This window comes from Streptomyces olivaceus, assembly GCF_000721235.1.
GTDB lineage: Bacteria > Actinomycetota > Actinomycetes > Streptomycetales > Streptomycetaceae > Streptomyces > Streptomyces olivaceus.
Genome location: NZ_JOFH01000052.1, coordinates 12,106 through 36,774, shown reverse-complemented (window position 1 = coordinate 36,774; position 24,669 = coordinate 12,106). Strand labels below are relative to the sequence as shown.

Here is a 24,669-nt window from a genome sequence, read left to right as displayed (position 1 = left end):
ATGGATCCGCAGCAGCGGTTGTTGCTGGAGGTGGCCTGGGAGGCCTTCGAGCGTGCGGGTATCGACGCGGACTCCCTGCGCGGCAGCCGGACCGGCGTGTTCTCCGGTGTCATGTACCACGACTACGCGCCGGCCGTGGACCTGGTGCCGGACCAGCTCAGCGGAGCGGTCCTGACCGGCAGCGCGGGCAGTGTGCTCTCGGGGCGGGTGGCGTACCAGTTCGGCCTGGAGGGGCCCGCCGTCTCGGTCGACACCGCGTGCTCGTCGTCGCTGGTGACACTCCACCTGGCCGCCCAGGCACTGCGGGCGGGCGAGTGCTCGCTGGCCCTGGCCGGCGGGGTCACGGTGATGTCCACCCCGATGACGTTCGTCGACCTGGGCCACCAGCGAGCCCTGTCCCCGGACGGCCGGTGCCGCGCGTTCGGCGCGGGCGCGGACGGCACCGGCTGGGCCGAGGGCGTCGGCCTCGTGGTGCTGGAGCGGTTGTCGGACGCACGCCGGCAGGGCCACCAGGTACTCGCGGTGCTCAAGGGCTCCTCGGTGAACTCCGACGGCGCGTCGAACGGCCTGACCGCCCCGAACGGTCCCTCGCAGCAGCGGGTGATCCGCCAGGCGCTGGCCTCGGCCGGCCTGTCCACGGCGGACGTCGACGTGGTCGAAGGACACGGCACCGGCACGAAGCTCGGCGACCCGATCGAGGCCCAGGCGCTGCTGGCCACCTACGGCCAGGACCGCGAAGCCCCGCTGTGGCTGGGATCGCTGAAGTCGAACATCGGGCACACCCAGGCGGCCGCCGGGGTCGGCGGCGTCATCAAGATGGTCATGGCGATGCGGCACGGCATCCTGCCGCAGACGTTGCACGCCGAGCAGCCCTCGCCGTTCATCGACTGGTCGCAGGGATCCGTCGCTCTGCTCGACCGGAACCACGACTGGCCCAGGACCGGCCGCCCCCGCCGCGCCGGCGTCTCCTCGTTCGGCATCAGCGGCACGAACGCGCACGTCGTCCTCGAGCAGGCGCCGGAGCAGCCGGCGGCCGGGCAGGCGGACGCCGTGACGAGGCTCGGAGTCTCCGCCTTCCCGGTGTCGGGCCGCGGACCGGCGGCGTTGGCCGGCCAGGCGACCCGGTTGCGGGCCGCGCTCGCCGACTCACCGGACACCGACGCGGCCGGTTTCGGCGCGGCACTGACCAACGGCGGGGCCACGCACTCCCACCGAGCCGTGGTGATCGCGGAGAACCGCCAGGAGCTGCTGGCCGGCCTGGACGCGATCGCGGCGGGCGAGTCGGAGAACTCGGCCCTGGTGGTGGCGGGGTCCGGTGACGCCGGCCACGACGGCCCGGTCTTCGTGTTCCCCGGGCAGGGGGGCCAGTGGCTCGGGATGGGCATCGAGCTGTGCGAGAGCAGTCCGACGTTCGCGGAGCTGATGCGGACCTGCGACGAGGCGTTGGCGCCCTGGGTCGACTGGGACGGGTTCTCGCTGCGGGACGTGCTCGCCGGGGCGCCGGGTGCGCCGAGCCTCGACCGGGACGACGTCGTCCAGCCGGCACTGTTCGCGGTCGGAGTCTCGTTGTCCCGGCTGTGGGCATCACTCGGCGTGCGCCCCTCGGCCGTCGTCGGGCACTCCCAGGGCGAGTTCGCCGCCGCCGTGGCGGCGGAGGCGTTGTCGCTGGCCGAAGGCGCGCGCGTCGTGGCCCTGCGCTCCCGGGTGATCCGGCGTCTGGCGACGCGAGGCGGCATGGGCTGGGTGAACCGGTCGGCGGACGAGGTGCGCGAACGCCTGACCGGTTGCCCCGCGCTCGGCGTCGCCGCGGTGAACGGTCCGACGTCCACGGTCGTCTCCGGGGACACTGCCGAACTCGACCGACTGCTGTCGGCCTGGGAGTCGGAGGGAGCGCGGGTCCGGCGCGTCCCGATCAACTACGGGTCGCACTCGGCGGAGGTGGAGGTCGTCCGGGCCGAGCTGGCCGACACACTGGGCACGGTCGAGTGCTCGCCCGGCACGGTGCCGTTCTACTCGACGGTGACCGGCTCGGTCCTCGACGGCCGGAAGCTCGACGCCGACTACTGGTACCGGAACCTGCGCGAGACGGTACGTTTCGCGGAGGTGGTCGAGCAGCTGCTCGGCGACGGGCATCGCTCGTTCCACGAAGTGGGCGCGCACCCGGTACTCGTCCCTTCGGTACAGGAGCTCGCCGAGGCCCGGGGCACGTCGGTCACGACCGTCGGAACGCTCCGCCGCGGCCACGGCGGAGCACGGGAATTCCTGCGCAACGCCGCCGAGGCGTTCGTCGGCGGAGTCGACGTGCGGTGGTCCGACCTGTTCCCGTCGGGCCGGCGGCCGGGGCAACTGCCCACGTACGCCTTCCAGCACACCCACTACTGGATCGAGACGCCGCCCAGCCGCTCCTCTCGCGGCGGTGAGGTCGACACCCGGTTCTGGACCATGGTCGACCAGGGCGACCTCGACGGACTCACCACGGCGCTCGCCCTGTCCGACGACGCCGGCCGGTCCTCACTGGGCACCGTGCTCCCGGCCCTGTCGTCGTGGCGTGAGCGCAGCCGGCAGCAGGCGACGCTGGCCGGCTGGCAGTACCGCGTCACCTGGCGCCCCACCGAAGCACCGGACCGGCCGCTCACCGGCCGCTGGCTCGTCGCGGTGCCGGCGGACATCACCGAGCCGACGTGGCTCGAGCAGGCAGTCGCGGCGCTGGTCGCCCGAGGGGCCCGGGTCAGCCGGGTCGACGTCCCCCGGTCCGTAAACCCCGAGGCGCTCCGTCACGAGCTCGTCACGGCGCTGCGCGGCGAACCGGCCGGGGGCATCCTGTCGCTGCTGGCGCTGGACACGGCCGACGACACCGACGCCGAATCCGTGCCGGCCGGCCTGAGCGGCACGCTCGCGTTGGTGCGCACGGTGAGTGAGCTCGGCCTGGCGGCCCCGATCTGGTGCGTGACCCAGGACGCGGTCGCCGTCCGGCCGGGAGACGCCGTCACCCAGGCACGGCAGGCCGCGCTGTGGGGCTTCGCCCGGCATGCGGGGCTGGAGCAACCCCTGTCGTGGGGCGGCGTCGTCGACCTGCCGCGCGAGGTCGGCCAGGCTGACCTGGTGGCGCTGGCCGGCGCGCTCGGAGACGGCGAGAGTGAGCTGGCGCTGCGAGGCGGCACGGTGTTCTGCCGCCGGCTGACCCGGGTCACCGCACCCGAGCTCCCGACGAAGCAGCCGCTCGAACGCAGCGCCCTGGTCACCGGCGGCACCGGCGCACTCGGAGCGGAGGCGGCGCGCTGGCTCGTCCGGCGCGGCGCCCGGCACCTGGTCCTTGCCGGCCGTCGCGGCCCGGCCGCGCCCGGCGCCGCCGAGCTGGCCGCCGAGCTGACCGAACAGGGCGCCTCGGTGTCGGTGGTCGCCTGCGACGTGGCCGATCGGGCGCAGCTCGCCGACCTGCTGGCCAACTGGCCCGCCGAACATCCGCTGACCACCGTCGTGCACACCGCGGGCGTGCTCGACGACGGCGTCATCGACCGGCTCACCCCGGAACGCTTCGCGCGGGTGTTCCGCCCGAAGGTGGCCGCCGCATGGCACCTGCACGAGCTGACGAAGGACCGCGACCTCGTCGACTTCATACTCTTCTCGTCGTTCGTCGGCACGGTCGGCCCGGCCGGCCAGGCCAACTACGCCGCCGCGAACAGCTCGTTGGACGCACTGGCCGCACACCGCAGGGCTCTCGGCCTGACCGGGACCTCCATCGCCTGGGGACTCTGGCAGGGCCCGGGGATCGCCGACCACGACGGAGTGGAGGACCGGCTGGCGGCCCGCGGCCTGCGCGCGATGGACCCCCGCGGCGCCGTCCGGGCCATGGACCAGGTGGTCGACCGCGACGAGACGGCCGTGGTCGTGGTGGACGTCGAGTGGTCCTCGTTCGCCACCGAACTCGCCGGCACCCGATCACTGCCGCTCCTCACCGAGCTGATCGGGGCGAGGGAGGACGACCCCGACGGGCCGGCCGACGGAGCGGCCGGCACCGGCGTGCGCGAGCGGCTCGCAGGCCTGCCCGCCACCGAGCGGACGTATGCGATCACCGACCTCGTCCGGGCCACGGTGGCGGCCGTGCTCGGACATGCCGACGGCAGCTCGGTCGAGTCGGGGCGCAGTTTCCAGGAAGCCGGCTTCGACTCGCTCACCGCGCTGCGGTTGCGGAACCGGCTCGGCGTGGCGACCGGCTTGCAGCTGCCCGCCACGCTGATCTTCGACTACCCGACCCCCGCCTCGGTCGCGGAGCTGGTGTACGCCGAGCTGTTCGGCGAGGACACCGGGACCCCCGGGAACGCGGCCGGTGAGGAAGTCGACGACGCAGGGCTGAAGAAGATCATCGACCGTATTCCGATCGCCTCGCTGAGGCAGGCCGGGCTGGTGGACGCCTTGCTACGGCTGGCCGACACCGCTCCCGGGGGCGAGCCGACGACCGACAGCGCCGGGTCCACGAGCGCGATCGACTCGATGGACATGGCTGATCTCATACGCGCCGCATACGGCCAGGCCGACGCGAGCGACCGAGCGGAGGGGCCGACCTCATGACCACCCCGTCCACCAACGAGCTCGTTGACGCACTGCGCAACGCACTGAAGGAGAACGAGCGCATCCGGCAGCGGCTCGGCGACGTCGAGGCGCAGAGCCGGGAGCCGATCGCCATCGTCGGCATGGCCTGCCGCTACCCCGGCGACGCCGACAGCCCCGAAGCCCTGTGGCAGCTGGTGGCCGACGGCACCGACGCGGTGTCCGGCTACCCGACGGACCGCGGCTGGAACCTGGACGAGCTGTACGACCCCGACCCCCAGAAGGTGGGCCGGACGTACTCCCGGGGCGGCGGCTTCCTGCGCTCGCCGGACCAGTTCGACCACGAGTTCTTCGCCATCCCCCCTCGGGAGGCGACCGTGATGGACCCGCATCAACGGCTGCTCCTGGAAACCTCGTGGGAGGCCTTCGAACGCGCCGGCATCAGCGCCGACGCGGTACGGGGAAGCCAGACCGGCGTGTACGTCGGCGTCAGCTACCAGGACAACATCTCGCTGCGCACCGTGCCGTCGGCCTACGAGGGCTACGTACTGACCGGCAACATCGCCAGCGTCGTCTCCGGACGGCTGTCCTACGCGTTCGGTCTGCAGGGGCCCGCGGTCACCGTGGACACGGCGTGCTCCTCCTCGCTCGTCGCGCTGCACCTGGCCGCCCAGGCGCTCCGCTCCCAGGAGTGCTCGCTCGCCCTGGTCGGCGGGGCGACGATCATGTCGGGCCCGGCTTCGCTGATCGAGTTCGCCCGGCAGCGCGGAATCGCCCCGGACGGCCGGTGCAAGGCCTTCGGCGACGAGGCCGACGGCATGGGCTGGGCGGAAGGCGTCGGCGTGCTCGTGGTCGAGCGGCTGTCCGACGCCCGGCGCAACGGTCACCAGGTGCTGGCCCTCGTGACCGGCTCCGCCCTCAACCAGGACGGCGCCTCCAACGGCCTCACCGCGCCGAACGGCGCGGCCCAGCGGCAGGTGATCCGGGCCGCGCTGGCCAACGCCGGTGTGGCCTCGACCGACATCGACGCCGTCGAGGCGCACGGCACCGGCACCAGGCTCGGCGACCCGATCGAGGCCCGCGCCCTGCTGGACACCTACGGCCGGGAGCGAACGGCGGACACGCCGCTGTGGATCGGATCGCTGAAGTCGAACATCGGACACTCGCAGGCGGCGGCAGGCGTCGGCGGCGTGATCAAGATGGTCATGGCCATGCGCCACGGGGAGTTGCCCAGGACGCTGCACGCCCAGCGGCCGACCTCGCACGTGGACTGGTCGGCGGGGACGGTCCGGCTGCTCACCGACCAGCGGCAGTGGCCCGACCGGGGCCGCCCCCGGCGTGTCGCGGTGTCGTCGTTCGGGATCAGCGGGACCAACGCGCACGTCGTCCTGGAGCAGGCTCCCGACGTCCCGGCCGAGACCCCGCCCGAGCGGACGGAACGGGCCCGCACCGGTCCGTGGCCGTTCGTGGTGACCGGCCGGGGCGCCGCCGCGCTGCGCGGCCAGGCCGAGGAACTGCGTTCCTTCGTCGAACGCCACCCCGATCTGGAGCCGCCCGACGTCGGACGAAACCTGGTCACCACCCGGGCCGCGCTGGCCGACCGAGCCGTGGTCGTCGCCGAGGACCGGGCGGCCCTCCTGGCCGGTCTGTCCGCGCTGGCCGCCGGCACGGACAGTCCCGCGGTGCACGTCGACCGGGCGAGGGAAGGCCGCCTGGCGATGGTCTTCACCGGCCAGGGTGCCCAGCGCGCCGGGATGGGACGGGAACTGGCGGCGCGGTACCCGGTGTTCGACGCGGCGCTCGACGAGGTCTGCGCAGTGGTCGACGAGCTGCTGGGCCGGTCGCTGCGCGAGCTGATGCGGGAGGACGGTCCACTGCTGGACCGCACCGAATTCGCCCAGCCGGCGCTGTTCGCCTTCGAGGTCGCGCTGTTCCGGCTCGTCCGATCCTGGGGCATCCGCCCCGACTTCCTGGCCGGTCACTCGATCGGCGAGATAAGCGCCGCCCACGTGGCCGGCGTGCTGTCCCTCGCCGACGCCGGTCGCATGGTCGTGGCGCGCGGCCGGTTGATGCAGGCGCTGCCCGACGGCGGTGCCATGATCGCGGTGAACGCCGCCCCGGACGTGGTGGCCCCGCTGGTCGCGGCCACGGACGGCGTGTCCGTGGCCGCGGTGAACAGCCCCGACTCGGTCGTGCTGTCCGGTGCGCGGGAACCGGTGGCGGAGGTCGCGGCCCAGTTGGCCGCGGACGGGTACCGGACCCGCCGGCTCACGACCAGCCACGCGTTCCACTCACCGCTGATGGACCCGGTGCTCGACGACTTCCGGGCCGTCGTCGCCCAACTCGCCTTCGGCGCGCCCGACATACCGGTGGTCTCCACCCTCACCGGCGCCCCGGCCGACGCGGCCACGCTCGGCGATCCCGAGTACTGGGTCCGGCAGGCACGCGAGCAGGTGCGATTCGCCGACGCCGTGGCCACCCTGCACGAGCGGGGCGTCACCCGCTTCCTGGAGCTGGGACCCGACGCGATGCTCTCGGCCATGGTCCGGGAATGCCTGCCCGCCGACCGGCGGGTGACGGCGGTGGCCGCATCCCGCCGTGACCGGCCCGAGGCCGTCGCCCTGCTCGACGCGGCCGGCCGCCTCTTCACCGGCGGCGGCGAGGTGGGCTGGGCGGCGCTGTTCCCCGGCCGGGACCGGCGTGTCGACCTGCCGACCTACTCCTTCCAGCGGCACCGGCACTGGCTGCCGCGCGACGGCTCCGCAGTCCCGGCTCCCTCGGGCCCGCCGCCGGCCGCCACGCCCGGGCCGGACACCGACGCCCGCGTCACGGACGTGCTGGCCGTCGTGGACCAGCGGCGCGTCGTGAACGATCTGCTGCGGACCTCGGTAGCCGTGGTGCTGGGCCTCGACTCGCCGGCCGACGTCGACCTCGAAAGCACCTTCCAGGACCTGGGCTTCAGCTCGCTCGCGGCGGTCGAGCTGCGGGACCGGCTGAACGCGGCGCTCGATCTCGAGCTGGCCGGCACCGTCGCCTTCGACTACCCCACCCCCGCGGCCCTCGCCTCGTACCTGCTCCGGCTGGTGACCGACGCGGCCGACGAGGAATCCGGCACGGCCGCCCCCCGCGCGGCGCTCGCCGACGACCCGATCGTCGTGGTGGGCATGGCGTGCCGCTACCCGGGGGGCGTCGGCTCGCCGGAGCAGCTGTGGGAGCTGGTGGACGGCGGGCGCGACGCGGTCTCGGGGCTGCCGACCGACCGTGGCTGGGACCTCGGCACCCTGCTGCACCCGGACGCGACGCGCCAGGGCGCCACCCACGTGCGCGGCGGCGGCTTCCTCGACGACGTGGCGCAGTTCGACGCGCGGTTCTTCGGGATCTCACCGCGCGAGGCGGCCTCGATGGACCCGCAGCAGCGGCTGCTCCTCGAACTGACCTGGGAGGCGTTGGAGCGGGCCGGGATCGACCCGAAGTCGGTGCGGGGCAGCCAGACCGGTGTGTTCGCCGGCACCAGCGACCAGGACTACGCGGACCTGCTCCGCGGCAGCGCCGAGCTGGCCGACGGCTACCTGCTCACCGGGACCTCCGCCGCGGTGCTCGCCGGGCGGCTCTCCTACCAGTTCGGCCTGGAGGGGCCAGCGCTGACGGTCGACACGGCCTGCTCGTCCTCGCTGGTGGCGATGCACCTGGCCGCGCAGGCCCTGCGTTCGGGGGAGTGCGCGCTGGCACTGGCCGGCGGGGCCACCGTCATGGCGACCCCGGTCGACCTGCAGGAGTTCGACAAGCAGGGACTGTCCGCCGACGGCCGCTGCAAGGCGTTCGGCGCGGACGCCGACGGAACGGGTTTCGCCGAGGGCGCCGGCCTGCTGGTGCTGGAGCGGCTCTCCGACGCCCGCCGCAACGGCCACTCCGTGCTGGCCGTCCTCCGCGGCTCGGCGATCAACCAGGACGGTGCCTCCAACGGCCTCACCGCGCCCAACGGCCTCGCCCAGCAGCGGGTCGTCCGCCAGGCACTGGCCAACGCCGGCGTGCGCCCCGACGAGGTGGACGCGGTGGACGGGCACGGCACCGGCACGGTGCTCGGCGACCCGATCGAGATCAAGGCGCTGCAGGGCGTCTACGGCCGGCAACGAGGAGAGGGCGAGCCCCTCTGGCTGGGCTCGCTCAAGTCCAACATCGGCCACTCCCAGGCAGCGGCCGGCGTCGGCAGCGTCATCAAGATGATCATGGCGATGCGGCACGGTGTGCTGCCGAAGACCCTGCACGTGGACCGGCCCTCGGAGCACGTCGACTGGGAGAGCGGAACGGTCCGGCTGCTCGGCGACGCCAGGCCGTGGCCGACGACCGGGCGTCCCCGACGGGCAGCGGTGTCGTCGTTCGGGGCGAGCGGCACCAACGCGCACGTCGTCGTGGAGCAGGCTCCGGACACCGAACCCGAGGCCGGACCGGCGGACCGGCCCCACGCGCCCCAGATGCTGCCGCTGCTGCTCAGCGGCCGCGGCGAAGCCGCGCTGCGCGACCAGGCGGTGCGGCTGCGCGAGCACCTCCTGGCCTCCGGGGCCACCGGCCCGGCTGACCTGGCCGACGTGGCGTTCTCCCTGGCCGGCACCCGCTCCTCGCTTGACCACCGGGCCGTGGTGCTCGGCGCCGACCTCGCCGGACTCCTGTCCGGGCTGGACGACCTGGCGGCCGGCACCACCCCGGTCGACGGACCCGTCGGCTCCGGCGACACCGACCCGGTGTTCGTGTTCCCGGGGCAGGGCGGGCAGTACGCCGGGATGGCCCTGCGGCTGTGGGACACCTCGCCGGTCTTCGCCGCGTCCATGGCGGAGTGCGAGGCGGCGCTCGCGCCGTACGTGGACTGGCACGGCCGCACCCTGCGCGATCTCCTGGCCGGCGCAGACGGCGCAGACGGCGCAGACCTCGACCACGCCGAGCAGGTCCAGCCGATGCTGTTCGCGGTCATGGTCTCGCTCGCCCGGTTGTGGATCTCCCGGGGTGTGGTGCCCTCCGCGATCATCGCGCACTCCGTGGGAGAGGTCGCGGCCGCGCACATCGCCGGCATCCTAACCCTCGCCGACGCGGCCCGGGTCCTGACCGCGCGGGCGCGCGTGTCCGGCCGGGTGACCGGGTACGCCACGCTCTGGGTCGGGCTGCCGGTCGAGCAGGTGCGTGACCGGGTCGCACGGCTGACCGGCGTACACGTCAGCGCGATCAACGGCCCGCGATCGGTCGTCGTGACCGGCCCGCTCGACCGCATCACCGCGCTGCGCGCCGAGTACGAGGCCGCCGGTGTCCGCGCGCGCCCCATCCCGATGGACTACCCGACGCACTCCCCGGACATGGCGGTGGTCGAGGACGAACTCCTCGCGCTCCTGACCGGCATCCGCCCGGCCACCGGCTCGGTGCCGTACTACTCCACGACGTTCGCCCGCCGGGTGCAGGGCGACGAACTCGACGGCCGGTACTGGTTCACCAACCTCGTGCAGCCGGTGCGGTTCCACGACACCGCCGCCGTGCTGCTGGCCGACGGGTACCGCGTGCTGCTCGAGGTGGCCCCGCACCCGCTGCTGGGTCCCGCGATCGAGGAGACCGCCGACGAGCGCGGCGTCGTGGCGACCGTGCTGGCGACCCTCCGCCGCGGCGAGAGCGACCCGGACATGTTCCTGCGGTCGATGGCCGCCGCGTGGCGGGCCGGGCTCACCGTGGACTGGACCGCGGCCTTCGCCGGTACCGGGGCGCGGCGGGTCGACCTGCCGACCTACGCCTTCCAGCGGCAGCGCTACTGGCCGACCGCGTCGGCGTCCGCGCCCGGCGACCTGGCCGCCGTCGGCCTCGAACAGGTCGATCACCCGCTGCTCGGGGCGAAGATGACCCTGGCGGGTGACGCAGGTTTCCTGTTCACCAGCCGGCTCTCGCTGAACGCCCACCCGTGGCTCGTCGACCATGCGCTCTTCGACCGGCCCCTGCTGCCCGGCACGGCGTTCCTCGAACTGGCGATCCGCGCAGCCGACGAGGCGGGCCTCGGCGGGCTGGAGGAGCTGACCGTCGAGGCACCGCTGATCCTGACGAGCGGGCACGACGTACTGGTCCAGGTGCTGGTCGGGGCCCTCGACGGCGACGGCCGCCGCACCGTGGAGGTCTTCTCCCAGCCGGCGGAACCCGGCGAGGCCGTGGGCGCCACGTGGACGCGGCACGCGCGGGGCAGCGCGGTGCCCGGCGACCGTCCGGAGCCGTCACCGTGGCCGGCCGACACGAGCTGGCCGCCGGCCGGGGCAACCGAACTGGACGTCACCGGATCGTACGAGCGGCTCGCCGCGCTCGGTTACCACTACGGATCCGCCTTCACCGGGCTGCGCCGCGCCTGGCGGACGGGTGACCAGATCTTCGCCGAGGCGGAGCTGCCCGAGGAACTCGCGGCCGACGCGGTGCGTTTCGGCCTGCACCCGGCCCTGATGGACACGGGCCAGCACAGCCTGGCCGTCGACCGGCTCGGCTCGCAGGGGGCCGGGCCGGACAACCCCGGCGTGCAGGCGCCGTTCCTGTGGTCCGGGGTGCGACTGCTCGCCTCGGGTGCCTCGGCCCTGCGGCTCGTGTTCTCCCCGACGGGGCCTTCCTCGTGGTCGGTGGACGGCTTCGACACCGCCGGCCGCCCGGTGCTGAGGGTGGACTCGCTGGTCGCCCGGGAGGTTTCCGCCGAGCAGCTGCGCGACGCCGGCACCCCACACGCCGACGCGCTGTTCGAGCTCGGACGGGTGCCGTGCGGACCGGCCGAGGCCGGTCCGGAGGCGGACGCCGAAGGGACGATCGGCTGGGTGGTGCCGTCCGGCCAGACGTGGACCGCACCGGCGGAGGACGAGCACACGGTCGGTCCGTGGCTCCACCCCGACCTGGCCGCGCTCGGCTCGGCGGTGGACGATGGCGCGCCGCTGCCCGAACTGGTGGTGCTGCGCGTTCCCGGTGGCCGGGCACCCGAGTCGACGGTCGACTCGGTGCACACCGCGGTGAACGGCACGTTGCGGGTGCTGCAGGACTGGTTCACCGACAGCCGCTGGGAGCGGTCGCGGCTGGTCGTGGTGACCGACGGCGGACTCGTGGGCGCGGCGGTCGGTGGTCTGGTGCGCTCCGCGCAGTCGGAGAACCCGGAGCGGGTGGTTCTCGTGGAGCAGGCGCCCGCCGGTCCGGAGCCGGCCGGGGCGCGGTCGGTGGAGGCGCTCGCCCGCGCCGCGGTCGCGTCCGACGAGCCGGACGTTTCGGTACACGACGGAAGGCTGTGGTCGCCCCGCCTGAACCGGGTCGCCGCCGAGGCACTCCCGGAGCCCGCCGGGCCGGCGTCGGACGCGCCGACTTCGGTGTGGGGCACGGGGACCGTGCTGCTCACCGGGGCGTCCGGCGTGCTGGCCGGACTGGTGGCCGAGCACCTCGTGGCCGAGTGCGGGGTGCGACGGCTGCTGCTGGTCTCGCGGCGGGGCCCCGCCGCCCCCGGTGCCGACGAGCTGGTCGAGCGGCTGACCGAGGCGGGTGCCTCGGTGCGGATCGTCGCGTGCGACCTCGCCGTCCGCCACGAGGTGACGGACCTCGTCGGCTCGGTGCCACCGGAGTTCCCGCTCAGCGCCGTGGTGCACTGCGCGGGTGTGCTCGACGACGCGACGGTGGGTTCACTGACCCCCGACCGGGTCGACGCGGTGCTGCGGCCCAAGGTGGACGGTGCCTGGCACCTGCACGAGGCCACCCAGGACGCCGAGCTGTCGGCGTTCGTGCTGTTCTCCTCGGCCGCGTCGGCGTTCGGCACCGCCGGCCAGGCGAACTACGCGGCGGCCAACGCGTTCTGCGACGAACTGGCCGAGCACCGGCGGAGGCTCGGCCTGCCGGCGGTGTCGATCGCCTGGGGATGGTGGGCCGAGGCCAGCGGCATGGGCAGCCACCTCGGAAGCCAGGACCGGGCCCGGATGGCCCGCACCGGCATCCGCCCGGTGGACAACGACTTCGGACTCACCCTCTTCGACGCGGCTGCCCGCCGTCAGGGCCGGGTCGTCGCCGCCCCCTTCGACCTCGCCGGCCTGTCCCGCGCGGCCACGGTCCCGGGACTCCTGCGCGGGCTGGTGCGCCGTCCGGCACGGCGGGTCGCCGAACCCCACCCGGCGGACGGGGCCGGACTCCGCGAGGGCCTGGCGGCACTGGAACCGGCCGAGCGCGACCAGGCCGTCGCCGAGCTGGTGCGCACCCATGCCGCGGCCGTGCTCGGGCACTCGTCGAGCGCCGCCGTCGACGACCGGCAGCCCTTCACCGCTCTGGGGTTCGACTCACTGACCGCGGTGGAACTGCGCAACCGGCTCAACACGGCCACCGGGCTGCGGTTGCCGGCCACACTGATCTTCGACTACCCCTCCCCGGCCGCCCTGATCGAGTTCGTGCGGGGTGAGATCGGCGGCGAGACGGCGGCCCCGGCCCGGCCGGCCGCCGGCACGGCCGAGGCCGGGACCGGAGACGACCCGATCGCGATCGTGGGCATGGCCTGCCGCTTCCCGGGCGGGGTCGGTTCGCCCGACGAGCTCTGGGACCTCGTCGCCGAGGGGCGCGACGTCATCGGCGCCTTCCCCACCGACCGGGGCTGGAACCTCGCCGACCTCTACCACCCGGACCCCGACCACGCCGGGACCACCTACACCCGTGAGGGTGGCTTCCTGTACGACGCCGACCAGTTCGACCCCGAGTTCTTCGGCATCTCGCCGCGCGAGGCGATCACGATCGACCCGCAGCAGCGGCTGCTGCTCGAAACGGCCTGGGAGTCCCTCGAGAACGCGGGCATCGATCCCACCTCGCTGCGAGGCGCCCCGACCGGCGTGTTCGTCGGGCTGATGTACCACGACTACGGCTCGCGGCTGCACACCAAGCCCGAGGAACTCGAGGGCTACCTGGGCAACGGCAGCGCCGGCAGTATCGCGTCGGGCCGGGTCGCCTACGAGTTCGGCTTCGAGGGCCCGGCAGTCACGGTGGACACGGCGTGCTCGTCGTCGCTGGTCAGCATGCACCTGGCGGCGCAGACGCTGCGGTCGGGCGAGTGCTCGCTCGCGCTGGCCGGCGGCGTGACGGTGATGGCGACGCCCGACCTGTTCGTGGAGTACAGCCGGCTGCGCGCGAACGCCGCGGACGGCCGCTGCCGGGCGTACGGCGCGGACGCGGACGGCACCGGCTGGTCCGAAGGCGCGGGCCTGGTGGTGCTGGAGCGGCTGTCCGACGCGCGGCGCAACGGGCACCAGGTGCTGGCACTGCTGGCCGGCTCGGCGCTGAACCAGGACGGCGCGTCGAACGGGCTGACCGCCCCCAACGGTCCCTCCCAGCAACGGGTGATCCGCCAGGCCCTGGCCGGCGCCGGGCTGTCCGCATCCGACGTGGACGTCGTCGAGGGACACGGCACGGGGACCCGGCTGGGCGATCCGATCGAGGCCCAGGCGTTGCTGGCCACCTACGGCAGCGAGCACGCCGAGGACGCGCCGCTCTGGCTGGGGTCGATCAAGTCGAACATCGGCCACACGCAGGCGGCGGCGGGCATCGCCGGCACGATCAAGATGATCATGGCGATGCGGCACGGAATCATGCCCAAGACCCTTTTCGCGGACACCCCGTCGCCGCAGGTCGACTGGTCGTCGGGCGCGGTCGCCCTGCTCGACCGGGCACGGGAGTGGCCGGACCGCGGCCGCCCCCGCCGGGCGGGAGTGTCCTCCTTCGGCGTCAGCGGGACCAACGCACACATCATCCTGGAACAGCCTCCGGCCGAGTTCACCGCCGAGGCCCCGACTCCCGCGGCCGGCCTGCCGGTGTGGCCGCTCGTACTGACGGCTCGCGGGCCCGAGGCCCTGCGGCACCAGGCGGAGCGACTGGAATCCTCCCTGCGCGACCGGCCCGACGCGGCGCTGGCGGACATCGCCTACTCCCTCGTGACCGACCGGGCCGGCCACGATCACCGGGCGGTACTGCTCGCCTCCGACCGCGCGCAGGCCCTGGAACGGCTGGCACAGTACGCGCACGGGGGCGACGGAACCGGAACCGTCGCCGATGTGGCCCGGCGGGGACCGCTGGCGATGGTGTTCACCGGCCAGGGCGCCCAGCACCCGGGCATGGGTGCGGAACTGCACCGGCAGTTCCCGGTCTTCGCGGCCGCGTTCGACCAGGCGTGCGATCAGCTGGACCCCGCCGTCCGGGAGGCCGTCCTCGGCGACGGGGACCGGCTCGACGCCACGGAGGTCGCCCAGCCGGCGCTCTTCGCCGTCGAGGTCGCGCTGTTCCGGCTCTTCGAGTCCTGGGGCGTCCGGCCGGACTTCCTCACCGGTCATTCGGTGGGCGAGATCGCGGCTGCGCACGTCGCCGGCGTGCTGTCGCTGCCGGACGCGTGCCGGCTGGTGTCGGAGCGGGGCCGGCTGATGGCGCGGCTCGACCCGGGCGGCGTGATGGTCTCGGTGACCGCCGGAGAGCAGGTGGTCGCCCCGCTCGTCGCGCAGTACGCCGAAACGGTGTCGATCGCGGCGGTCAACACCCCCGGTTCGGTGGTGCTCTCGGGGCTCGAGCCGGCCGTCACCGAGATCGTGCGGCGCCTGACCGAGTCCGGACACCGTACGAAACAGCTCGTCGTCAGCCACGCGTTCCATTCGCCGCTCATGGCCCCGATGCTCGACGAGTTCCGCGCCCTGGTCCACGGCCTGTCGTTCCGGCCGCCCCGCATCCCGATGGCGGGCGGCGAGGAGGTGACGGACCCGGAGTACTGGGTGCGGCACGTGCGGGACACGGTGCGGTTCGCCGACACGGTGTCGGAACTGCACGGCGCCGGCGTCACCCGGTTCCTGGAGATAGGCCCCGACGCGCCGTTGACCGGCGCGATCCGCGAGTGCCTCGCCGAGCCGGACGTCGTCGCGGTCCCCGGCATGCGCCGGCACCGCGACGAAGCCGGCACGGCGCTCACCGCACTCGGCACCCTGTTCGCCGCCGGAGTGGAGGTCGACTGGCCGGCCCTGTTCGACGGCACCGGAGCCCGGCACACCCCGCTTCCCACGTACCCCTTCCAGCACCAGCGCTACTGGCTCGACGTCCCCGAACCGGCGGCAGACCTCGCCGCGGTGGGTCTCGACCCGCTCGACCATCCGCTGCTGCTGGCCGGCGTGGAGGTCGCCGGCGGCGAGGCCGTGCTGCTGACCGGCCGGCTGACGCCGCGGACCCAGCCGTGGCTGACGGAGCACGTGCTGTTCGAGCAGGCGCTGCTCCCCGGCACCGCCTTCGTGGACGTGGCGCTGCGGGCGGCCGAGCAGGTCGGCTGCACCGTGCTCGACGAGCTGACGATCGAGTCGCCCCTGCTGATCACCGCGGAGGGCTCCACCGCGCTGCAGATCCTGGTGGAAGCCGCCGACGAGGAGGGCCACCGGAAGATCACAATTTCCGCACGCCCCGACGCCGACGCCGACGACATCGCCTGGACACGGCACGCCACCGGAACCGTGTCCGGCACCGGAAGCACGCCGGAACCCGATCCGCTCACCGAATGGCCGCCGCGGGGAGCCGACGTCGTTGACGTCGCCGGCGCGTACGACCTGTTCGCCGAGGCGGGCCACGACTACGGGCCCACGTTCCAGGGGCTGGTGGCCTGCTGGCGGCGCGGTGCGGAGCTCTACACCGAGGTGGCGCTGCCGCCGAGCGGGGCCGACACCGAGCGCTACGGCGTGCACCCGGCGCTGCTGGATGCCGGTCTGCACGGCGGCGTGCTCCGGGCCCTCACCTCCGACACCCCCCAGGGCCTGGTGCCGTTCTCCTGGACCGGAGCGCGGCTGTACGCTCCGGGCGCCACCGCGCTGCGCATCCGGGTCCGGCCGGTGTCCACCGACACGGTCGCCCTGGACGCCTTCGACGACGCCGGCGCTCCCGTCTTCAGCGTGGCGGCACTGTCCTCACGCTCGGTCTCCGCCGACCAGCTCCGGGCCGCCGCGTCCCGCGACGACTCCCTGTACGAGATCGGCCGGGTCGAGTGCGGCCGGGTCGACGACGTCGCCCCCCGCTCCGAGGTCACCGTGCTCGACGGCCCGCTCCGGCTCGCGGAGCTGGTGTCCGGCCGGGACGAGACGGCCGAGGTCCCGGCCCTCGTCGCGATGTCGGTACCGGGGGAGGGGCCCGCCGTCACCGCCGACGTCCACACGGCGGTGAACGACGTGCTGCGGTCGGTGCAGACGTGGCTGGCCAATCCCGCCTGGCAGTCCTCGCGGCTGGTGGTGGCGACGGACGACAGCCTGACCGGCGCGACCGTGCGAGGCCTGCTGCGCTCGGCGCAGTCGGAGAACCCCGATCGCATCGTCCTCGTGGAGGGAGGCGCCGACGCGACCACCACGGCCGCGCTGCACGCGGCCGTGGAATCGGGTGAGCCGGAGGTGTCGGTGCGCGACGGTGTGCTCCGTGCCCCGCGGCTGGCCCGCCTGACACCCGCCGACACCGCGCAGCCCACCTCGTGGTCGGCCGGAACCGTACTGATCACCGGCGCCTCGGGCGCGCTCGCCGGGCACGTGGCCCGCTACCTCGTCACCGACCACCACGTACGGCATGTGCTGCTGACCTCCCGGCAGGGCGACGACTCGCCCCGGACCGTCCGGCTCGCCGCCGAACTGGCGGAGCTCGGCGCCGCGGTGCGCGTCGCCGCGTGCGACGTCGCCGACGGCGAGCAGGCCGGGGCCCTGGTGCGCTCGGTGGAGCCCGAGTTCCCGCTCACCGCGGTGCTGCACTGCGCCGGAGTGCTGGACGACGGCGTGTTCGACTCCCTGACCACCGACCGGGTCGACGCGGTACTGGCCCCCAAGGTCGACGGTGCCTGGAACCTGCACCGACTGACCCGAGAGCTGGACCTCTCCGCGTTCGTGCTGTTCTCCTCCTCCGCCACGGCCTTCGGAGCACCCGGCCAGGCCAACTACGCCGCCGCCAACGCCTTCCTCGACGCGCTGGCCGTCGAGCGGCACCGGCAGGGCCTCCCCGCGGTCTCCATCAGCTGGGGCTGGTGGGGCGCGGGCAGCGGTATGACCGACAACCTCAGCGAGACCGACGTGGCGCGCATGGGGCGGGGCGGAATGCTGCCCATGGCGACCGCCCAGGGCCTCGAGTCGCTGGCCGCGGCGGCCGACCTGGGTCGCCCGAACGTGATGGCCGCCCGCCTCGACCTGGCCGCCGTGCGGGCGTCCGGCACGGTGCCCGCCCTGCTGCGCGGCCTGGTGCGGCGTCCGGCCCGGCGCGCGGCAACAGCGCCGGCGGCGGCACTGGAGGCGGCGCGACTGGCCGGTTCCCCCGTGGCCGATCAGGTGAAGGCCGTCGGTGAACTGGTGCGCGAGCAGATCGCCGCCGTGCTCGGCCACCCGAGCGGCGCGTCGGTCGACATGACCCGCGCCTTCCACGAGGTCGGGTTCGACTCGCTCACCGCGGTCGAACTGCGCAACCGGCTCAACACGGCCACCGGACTGCGCCTGCCGGCGACGCTGGTGTTCGACCACCCCACCCCCGAGGCACTGACCGCGTTCCTCAGGTCCGAGCTGGTGGGCGACGAGGCCGACACCGCCGACGTCACTCCGGCCGGGCCCGCCACCGCGACCGGGGACGACCCGATCGTGATCGTCGGCATGGCCTGCCGGTACCCGGGCGATGCGAACTCGCCGGACGAACTGTGGAGGCTGGTGGCCGAGGGCCGCGACGGGATCACCGGCTTCCCGGTCGACCGCGGCTGGGATCTGGCCGGCCTCTACGACCCGGACCCCGACCGGGCCGGCACGACGTACGCCCGGGCGGGCGGATTCCTCGGCCGCCTGGCCGAGTTCGACTCCGGCTTCTTCGGCATCTCGCCGCGCGAGGCCATCGCCATCGACCCGCAGCAGCGCCTGCTGCTGGAGACGGCCTGGGAGTCGTTCGAGAACGCCGGCATCGTCCCCTCCGCCCTGCGCGGCGACCCGGTCGGGGTGTTCGTGGGCGCGAACGGAAGCGACTACCCCGCACTGCTGGCCCGCGACTCCGGCGACTTCGGCGGCCGGGTGCTGACCGGCAACGCGGCCAGCATCATCTCCGGTCGGTTGTCCTACGAGTTCGGATTCGAGGGGCCGTCCGTCTCCATCGACACGGCGTGCTCGTCCTCCCTCGTGGCCATGCACCTGGCGGCCCAGGCGCTGCGCTCCGGCGAGTGCTCGCTGGCGCTGGCCGGCGGGGTCGCCACGATGGCCACCCCCACCATGTTCGTGGAGATGGCGCGGCAGCGGGGCCTGTCCCCGGACGGCCGGTGCCGGGCCTTCGGCGCCGGAGCGGACGGCACCGGCTGGGCCGAGGGCGTGGGGCTGCTCGTGCTGGAGCGACTCTCCGAGGCCCGCCGCAACGACCATCCCGTACTGGCCGTGCTGGCCGGCTCGGCGGTCAACCAGGACGGTGCCTCCAACGGCCTCACCGCGCCCAGCGGCCCGTCGCAGCAACGGGTCATCCGCGCCGCGCTGGCCAATGCCGGCCTGTCGGCGAGCGAGGTCGACGTGGTGGAGGGACACGGCACCGGGACCCGGCTCGGCGATCCCATCGAGGCGCAGGCCCTGTTGGCCACCTACGGACGCGCACGCGAGTCCGACACCCCGCTCTGGCTGGGCTCGATCAAATCGAACATCGGGCATTCCCAGGCCGCCGCCGGCGCCGCCGGAACCATCAAGATGATCATGGCGATGCGGCACGGCCTGCTGCCCCGGACGCTCCACGCCGAGACCCCGTCCCCCGAGGTCGACTGGTCCTTGGGCGGGGTGGCGCTGCTGGACCGGGCCCGTGACTGGGCCGAGCAGGGCCGTCCCCGGCGGGCGGGCGTGTCCGCCTTCAGCCTCAGTGGAACCAACGCGCACATCATCCTCGAAGAACCGCCCGAGGGCCTCCCCACGCCGTCCGCGGCGCCGGTCCCGGACGAGGGCTCCACGAGCCGGCGGGTGCAGCCGGTGGTGTTGTCGGCCCGGGGACCGGCCGCCCTGCAAGCCCAGGCGGCGCGCCTCCACGCCCACCTGACCGACCGGCCCGAACTGACGCCGGCCGACGTCGCGCGGTCGCTGGTGACCGACCGCGCGGTGCACGATCACCGGGCGGTGCTGCTCGCCGCCGGCCGCGAGCAACTGCGCGAGCGACTCGCGGCGTTCGCCGACGGCACCGCCGCACCCGGCGCGGAGGCCACCGGTGTGGCCGACAGCGGTGGTCTGGCCGTCGTCTTCACGGGCCAGGGGTCGCAACGAGGTGGGATGGGCCGTGAACTCCACCGGGACTTCCCCGTTTTCGCGGCGGCGTTCGACGAGGTGTGCGCGGCTCTGGACCCGGCGCTGCGGGACATGGTCTTCGACGAGGACGACGCCCGGCTGAACACCACCGAGTTCGCCCAGCCCGCGCTGTTCGCGATCGAGGTGGCCCTCTTCCGGCTGTTCGAGTCCTGGGGCGTCCGGCCCGACTTCGTCACCGGCCATTCCGTCGGCGAGATCAGCGCCGCCCACGTGTCGGGCGTACTGTCGCTGACCGATGCCTGCGCCTTGGTCACCGCACGGGCCCGGCTCATGCAGGGGCTCGCACCGGGCGGGACCATGATGTCCGTCGACGCCGGTGAGGACGTGGTGGCGCCGCTCGTGGCCGCGCAGGGCGCCGAGGTGTCGATCGCCGCGGTCAACACTCCCCAGTCGGTGGTCGTCTCCGGCAGCGAGTCGGCCGTCGGCGAGCTCGGACAACGCCTCCGCGACGCCGGACACCGCACCAAGCAGCTGGCCGTCAGCCACGCGTTCCACTCCCCGCTCATGGACCCCATGCTGGCGGAGTTCCGGGCGGTGCTCGACGGTCTGGAATTCAAGCCGCCGCGGATACCGATGACCGCCGGCGACGTCGCCACACCCGAGTACTGGGTCCAGCACGCCCGGAACGCGGTGCGGTTCGCCGACACGGTCTCCGGGCTCCGGGACGACGGGGTGACCCGCTTCCTGGAGCTGGGACCGGACGCGACCCTGACCGGTCTGGTCCGCGCATGCGCGCCCGGTGGGGATGTCGTCGCCGTGCCCGGCCTCCGGCGGGGCCGCCCCGAGACCGAATCCGTACTCGCCGCACTGGGCGCCCTGTTCGCCGCCGGGGTCCAGGTCGACTGGCCGGCCCTCTTCCCCGCGGCCGGCGCGGGACGGACCCCGCTGCCGACGTACGCGTTCCAGCACACGCGCTACTGGCCGGACACGCCCGAGACACCGGGTACGACGCCGGCCGACGCGGACGCCGTGGACAACCGGTTCTGGAACCTGGTGGAACAGGGCGACCTCGACGCGCTCAGCGCCGAGCTGGACACCGAGGACCGGGACGGCCTCGGCGCCGTGCTCCCCGCACTGACCCGGTGGCGCATCGACCGGCGCGAGAAGACGGTGGTGGACGGCTGGCGGTACCGGCTGGGCTGGCGGCCCGTGCCGACCCGGACCGAGGCCACGCTCACCGGCACCTGGTTGCTGGTGGTGCCCGCCGGCCACCGCGACGACGCCTGGGCGGCGTCGGTCGAAGCGGCGATCACAGCCGCCGGCGCCGACGTCCGTGTCCTGGCCGTCGGCGAGCACCAGCTGGACCGTGCCGCACTGGCGGCCCGGCTCGGCGAGCCGCCGCTCGCCGGAGTGGTCTCGTTGCTGGCGCTGGAGCAGTCCCGCGTCCCGGGACACCCGGGTGTGCCGGTCGGCATGGCCGCCACGGTGAGTCTGGTCCAGGCACTGGAGGACCGCGAGATCGACGCACCCCTGTGGTGCCTCACCCGGGGCGCGGTGAACGCCGTCCCCGGCGACGGGCTCGACCATCCCGACCAGGCCCTGCTGTGGGGCTTCGGACGGACCCTCGCACTGGAACGCCCCGACCGCTGGGGCGGCCTGGTCGACCTGCCGGCCACCCCCGACGACGCCTCGGCGGCCGGGCTGATCCGCCTGCTGGGCGACGGCGGTACCGGGGAGCAGGCAGCACTGCGGGACGGCGCCGTTCTGGGCGGCCGGCTGGTCCGCGCCGACCCGGACCAGCCGCCGCGTCGGAACTGGCGGCCGTCGGGCAGCGTGCTGGTCACCGGCGGCCTCACCGGCCTGGGCGCCCGCACCGCGCGCTGGCTGGCCGAGCAGGGTGCGCCGCACCTCGTGCTCACTTCCCGCCGGGGCCGCGAAGCGCCAGGCGCCGTCGAGCTGGAAGCCGACCTCACCGGCCTGGGTGCCGCGGTGACCATCGCAGCCTGCGACGTCGCCGACCGGGGGGAGGTGGAGGCCCTGCTCGCGAACCTTCCCCATGACCTGCCGCTGACCGCCGTGTTCCACAGCGCGGGAGTCGCCAACGACGGCGTCGTCACCGAGCTGACTCTCGACAGGCTGAACAACGTGCTGCGGCCCAAGGTGGAGGGAGCGTGGAACCTCCACGAGCTGACCCAGGACCTGGACCTCTCGGCCTTCGTGCTGTTCTCCTCGGCCGCCGGCCTCATCGGCTCAGCCGGTCAGTCGCACTACGCGGCAGGGAACGCGTTCCTGAACGCCCTGGCCCACCACCGACGGGCGCGCGGTCTGCCGGCCACGACGATCGGCTGGGGCCTGCTGGCGGGCGGAGGCATGGCCGACGACACCGGTGCGACCGACCGGGCGAGCCGTCGGGGCCTGCACCCGATGGATCCCGGCCAGTCGCTCGCCGGACTGCGGCGAGCACTGGATCACGACGAGACCTACATCGCCATGACGCACGTGGACTGGACCCGGTTCATCAAGGCGACCGCGGGCACCGTCAAGTGCACGGTCATCAGTGACCTGCCCGAGTACCGGGCGGCCTTCCCGGTGGCCGACGCGGGGGACCGGCTCGCCCAGCCGAACGGCCGGTCCCGGGCCCGGGCGCGCCTGGACGCTCTGAACGGCGACGAACGCGACGCCGCACTACTGGAGTTGGTCCAGGAGCAGGTGGCCGAGGCGCTCGGTCACAGCTCGGCCGAGGTCCTGTCGCCGACCAAGGCGCTCGTCGACCTCGGTTTCGACTCCCTCGCCGCGGTCGAGCTGCGCAACCGGCTCGTCTCGGTGACCGGACTGACGCTGCCGGCGACGCTCACCTATGACCACCCGACCCTGCTGGCGCTCCGCGACCACCTGCGAACGGAGATGTTCGGCGCGGAAGCCGACCACGCCGAGTCCGCGCTGGCCGAGCTCGACCGGCTGGAAGAGGTGCTCTCGGCCGTTGCGGCGGACGACGGCATCGACGAGGCGGCCAGGAACGAGGTGCTGCGGCGAGTCCAGAAGATGGCCGCAGCGCTCGCCGACCAGGGCGGCCAGTCCGAGCAGGGCCGGCTCATCGCGAACGCCGACGACAACGAACTGTTCGACTTCATCAATCGAGAACTGGGCGGTCCCGGCCAGTGAACACCGAGACAGTTCCGGACCAGTTGATCTCCTTGTTCCGCCACTTGAGCACAAGGGAAGTCTCCCCATGACCGACTCCACGAAGCCCGACGCCTCCGGCACCGAGACAGCCGAGTCAGACCTGTTGAACTGGGACTTCATCCAGGACCCGTATCTCACCTACCGGGAGATGCGCACCGGGACGGGGCCCCGGCGGCTCGTCATCAAGACATTGAGCACAGGTCTGCGTTCGTGGCTGGTCACCGAGTACAGCGACGTGCGCCGGCTGCTGGCCGACCCCAGGCTCTCGAAGTCGGCCGCGGGCGCCGCACCGATCATCGCCAAGAACAGCACGGAGGACGTCTCGGGCGCGTCGATCACGTCGGACAGCATGCTGTTCAGCGATCCGCCGCAACACTCGCGACTGCGGCGGATGTTCAGCAGGGCGTTCACGATGCGCCGGACACTGGACCTGCGGCCGCGCATCGAGGAACTCACCGACGAACTGCTCGACGCGATCCCGGCGGGAGCCGAGATCGACCTGGTGGAGTCGGTGGCGATGGCCCTCCCCATCGCGGTGATCGGCGAGTTGCTCGGCGTACCCCGCGCCGCCCACCACGATCTCCGCCGGTGGAACCGGGCACTGACCAGCGTCGACTCGGAGCCGTCGGAGAAGTACCAGGCCTACATGGCGTCGCTCGACTACTTCCGGACCCTGGTCGCCCAGAAGGCGAAGAGCCATGACGGTGCGGACGACCTGATCAACGCGATGATCGATCCGGAGAACGAGGAGCGGTTCGAAGAGTCCGAGCTGCTTTCCACCATCTTCCTGATGATGAACGCGGGATACGAGACCACCGCGAACTTGATCAGCAGTTCGGTGTACGCTCTGCTGAAGCACCCCGAACAGCTGGAGCTGTTGCGCGGGGATGCCACCCTCATACCGAACGCAGTAGAGGAATTCCTGCGCTATGAGAGCCCGCTGAACCTTTCCACCTTGCGCTACACCACCGAGCCGGTGGAGGTCGGCGACACCGTTGTCCCCGCCGGCGAGGTGGTGTTCCTGGCGCTGTCCTCGGCGAATCGGGACCCGGAACGGTTCGCCGATCCGGACCGACTGGACATTCGCCGGAACACCGCCACACACCTGGCCTTCGGCCACGGAATCCACCATTGCGTCGGTGCGCCGCTGGCCCGACTGGAGGGCGAGATCGTGCTGGCCCGGCTGCTGGACAGGTTCCCGCACTGGGAGGCGGCCGAGCCACTGGAACGACTCACCTGGCGTTACACCCTGCAGTTCCGTGGATTGGAGCGGCTGCCGGTCAGGCTGCACGCATGACTCATCAACACCGTCAACGACGGGAACGGAGCGGACGCATGTCAGCAGAAGTGATCGACCGGTTCTTCGAGAGCTCGGGTGCCGGCGACATCGAGACCGCCGTCGCGTGTTTCGCCGACGACGGGAAGTGGATAACGCCCGACGGAGACGGAATCGGGACGGTCCACACCAAGGATCAGATCGGCGATCTGATCACCAGTATGAACGCGATGCGCGAAAAGATGGTCGCCTCGGGGGTCGACGGGAAGTTCGAATCGCCGATCATGTTCGACGAGAACATGGGGCTGGTTCGGTGGACCGTCGAGACGGATGACGGAAAGGTGGTCAACCGTGGCGTCGACCTCTTCATCCTGAGCGACGGGAAGATCGTGCTCAAAGACGTCTTCCGCAAGGCCTGAAAAA

At 73.4% G+C, this 24,669-nt stretch carries 4 protein-coding genes; all 4 read left to right on the top strand.

What is annotated here, in order from left to right:
- The coding region (locus IG94_RS0135200) for a type I polyketide synthase (protein ID WP_043485517.1) at nucleotides 1–4,569 on the top strand (4,569 nt) is incomplete at its 5' end.
- Nucleotides 4,566–22,949: a type I polyketide synthase gene (locus tag IG94_RS0135195; RefSeq protein ID WP_031047121.1), complete on the top strand. Its 18,384-nt coding sequence runs from the start codon at nucleotides 4,566–4,568 to the stop codon at nucleotides 22,947–22,949. The genes IG94_RS0135200 and IG94_RS0135195, both read left to right, overlap by 4 nt.
- A gap of 67 nt (nucleotides 22,950–23,016) precedes the next feature.
- The gene (locus IG94_RS0135190; RefSeq protein WP_031047118.1) at nucleotides 23,017–24,267 is read left to right on the top strand and encodes a cytochrome P450 family protein; all 1,251 of its coding nucleotides are present in this window, start codon (nucleotides 23,017–23,019) and stop codon (nucleotides 24,265–24,267) included.
- Between the two features lie 38 nt (nucleotides 24,268–24,305).
- Complete coding sequence (locus IG94_RS0135185) at nucleotides 24,306–24,665, top strand: nuclear transport factor 2 family protein (protein ID WP_037772596.1); 360 nt, start codon at nucleotides 24,306–24,308, stop codon at nucleotides 24,663–24,665.
- The last annotated feature ends 4 nt before the right edge of the window (nucleotides 24,666–24,669 follow it).

Bases quoted from the DNA above. Each gene is read 5' to 3' on its own strand.
- IG94_RS0135195 (WP_031047121.1), top strand. From the start codon at position 4,566: ATGACCACCCCGTCCACCAACGAGCTCGTTGACGCACTGCGCAACGCA.
- IG94_RS0135190 (WP_031047118.1), top strand. From the start codon at position 23,017: ATGACCGACTCCACGAAGCCCGACGCCTCCGGCACCGAGACAGCCGAG.
- IG94_RS0135185 (WP_037772596.1), top strand. From the start codon at position 24,306: ATGTCAGCAGAAGTGATCGACCGGTTCTTCGAGAGCTCGGGTGCCGGC.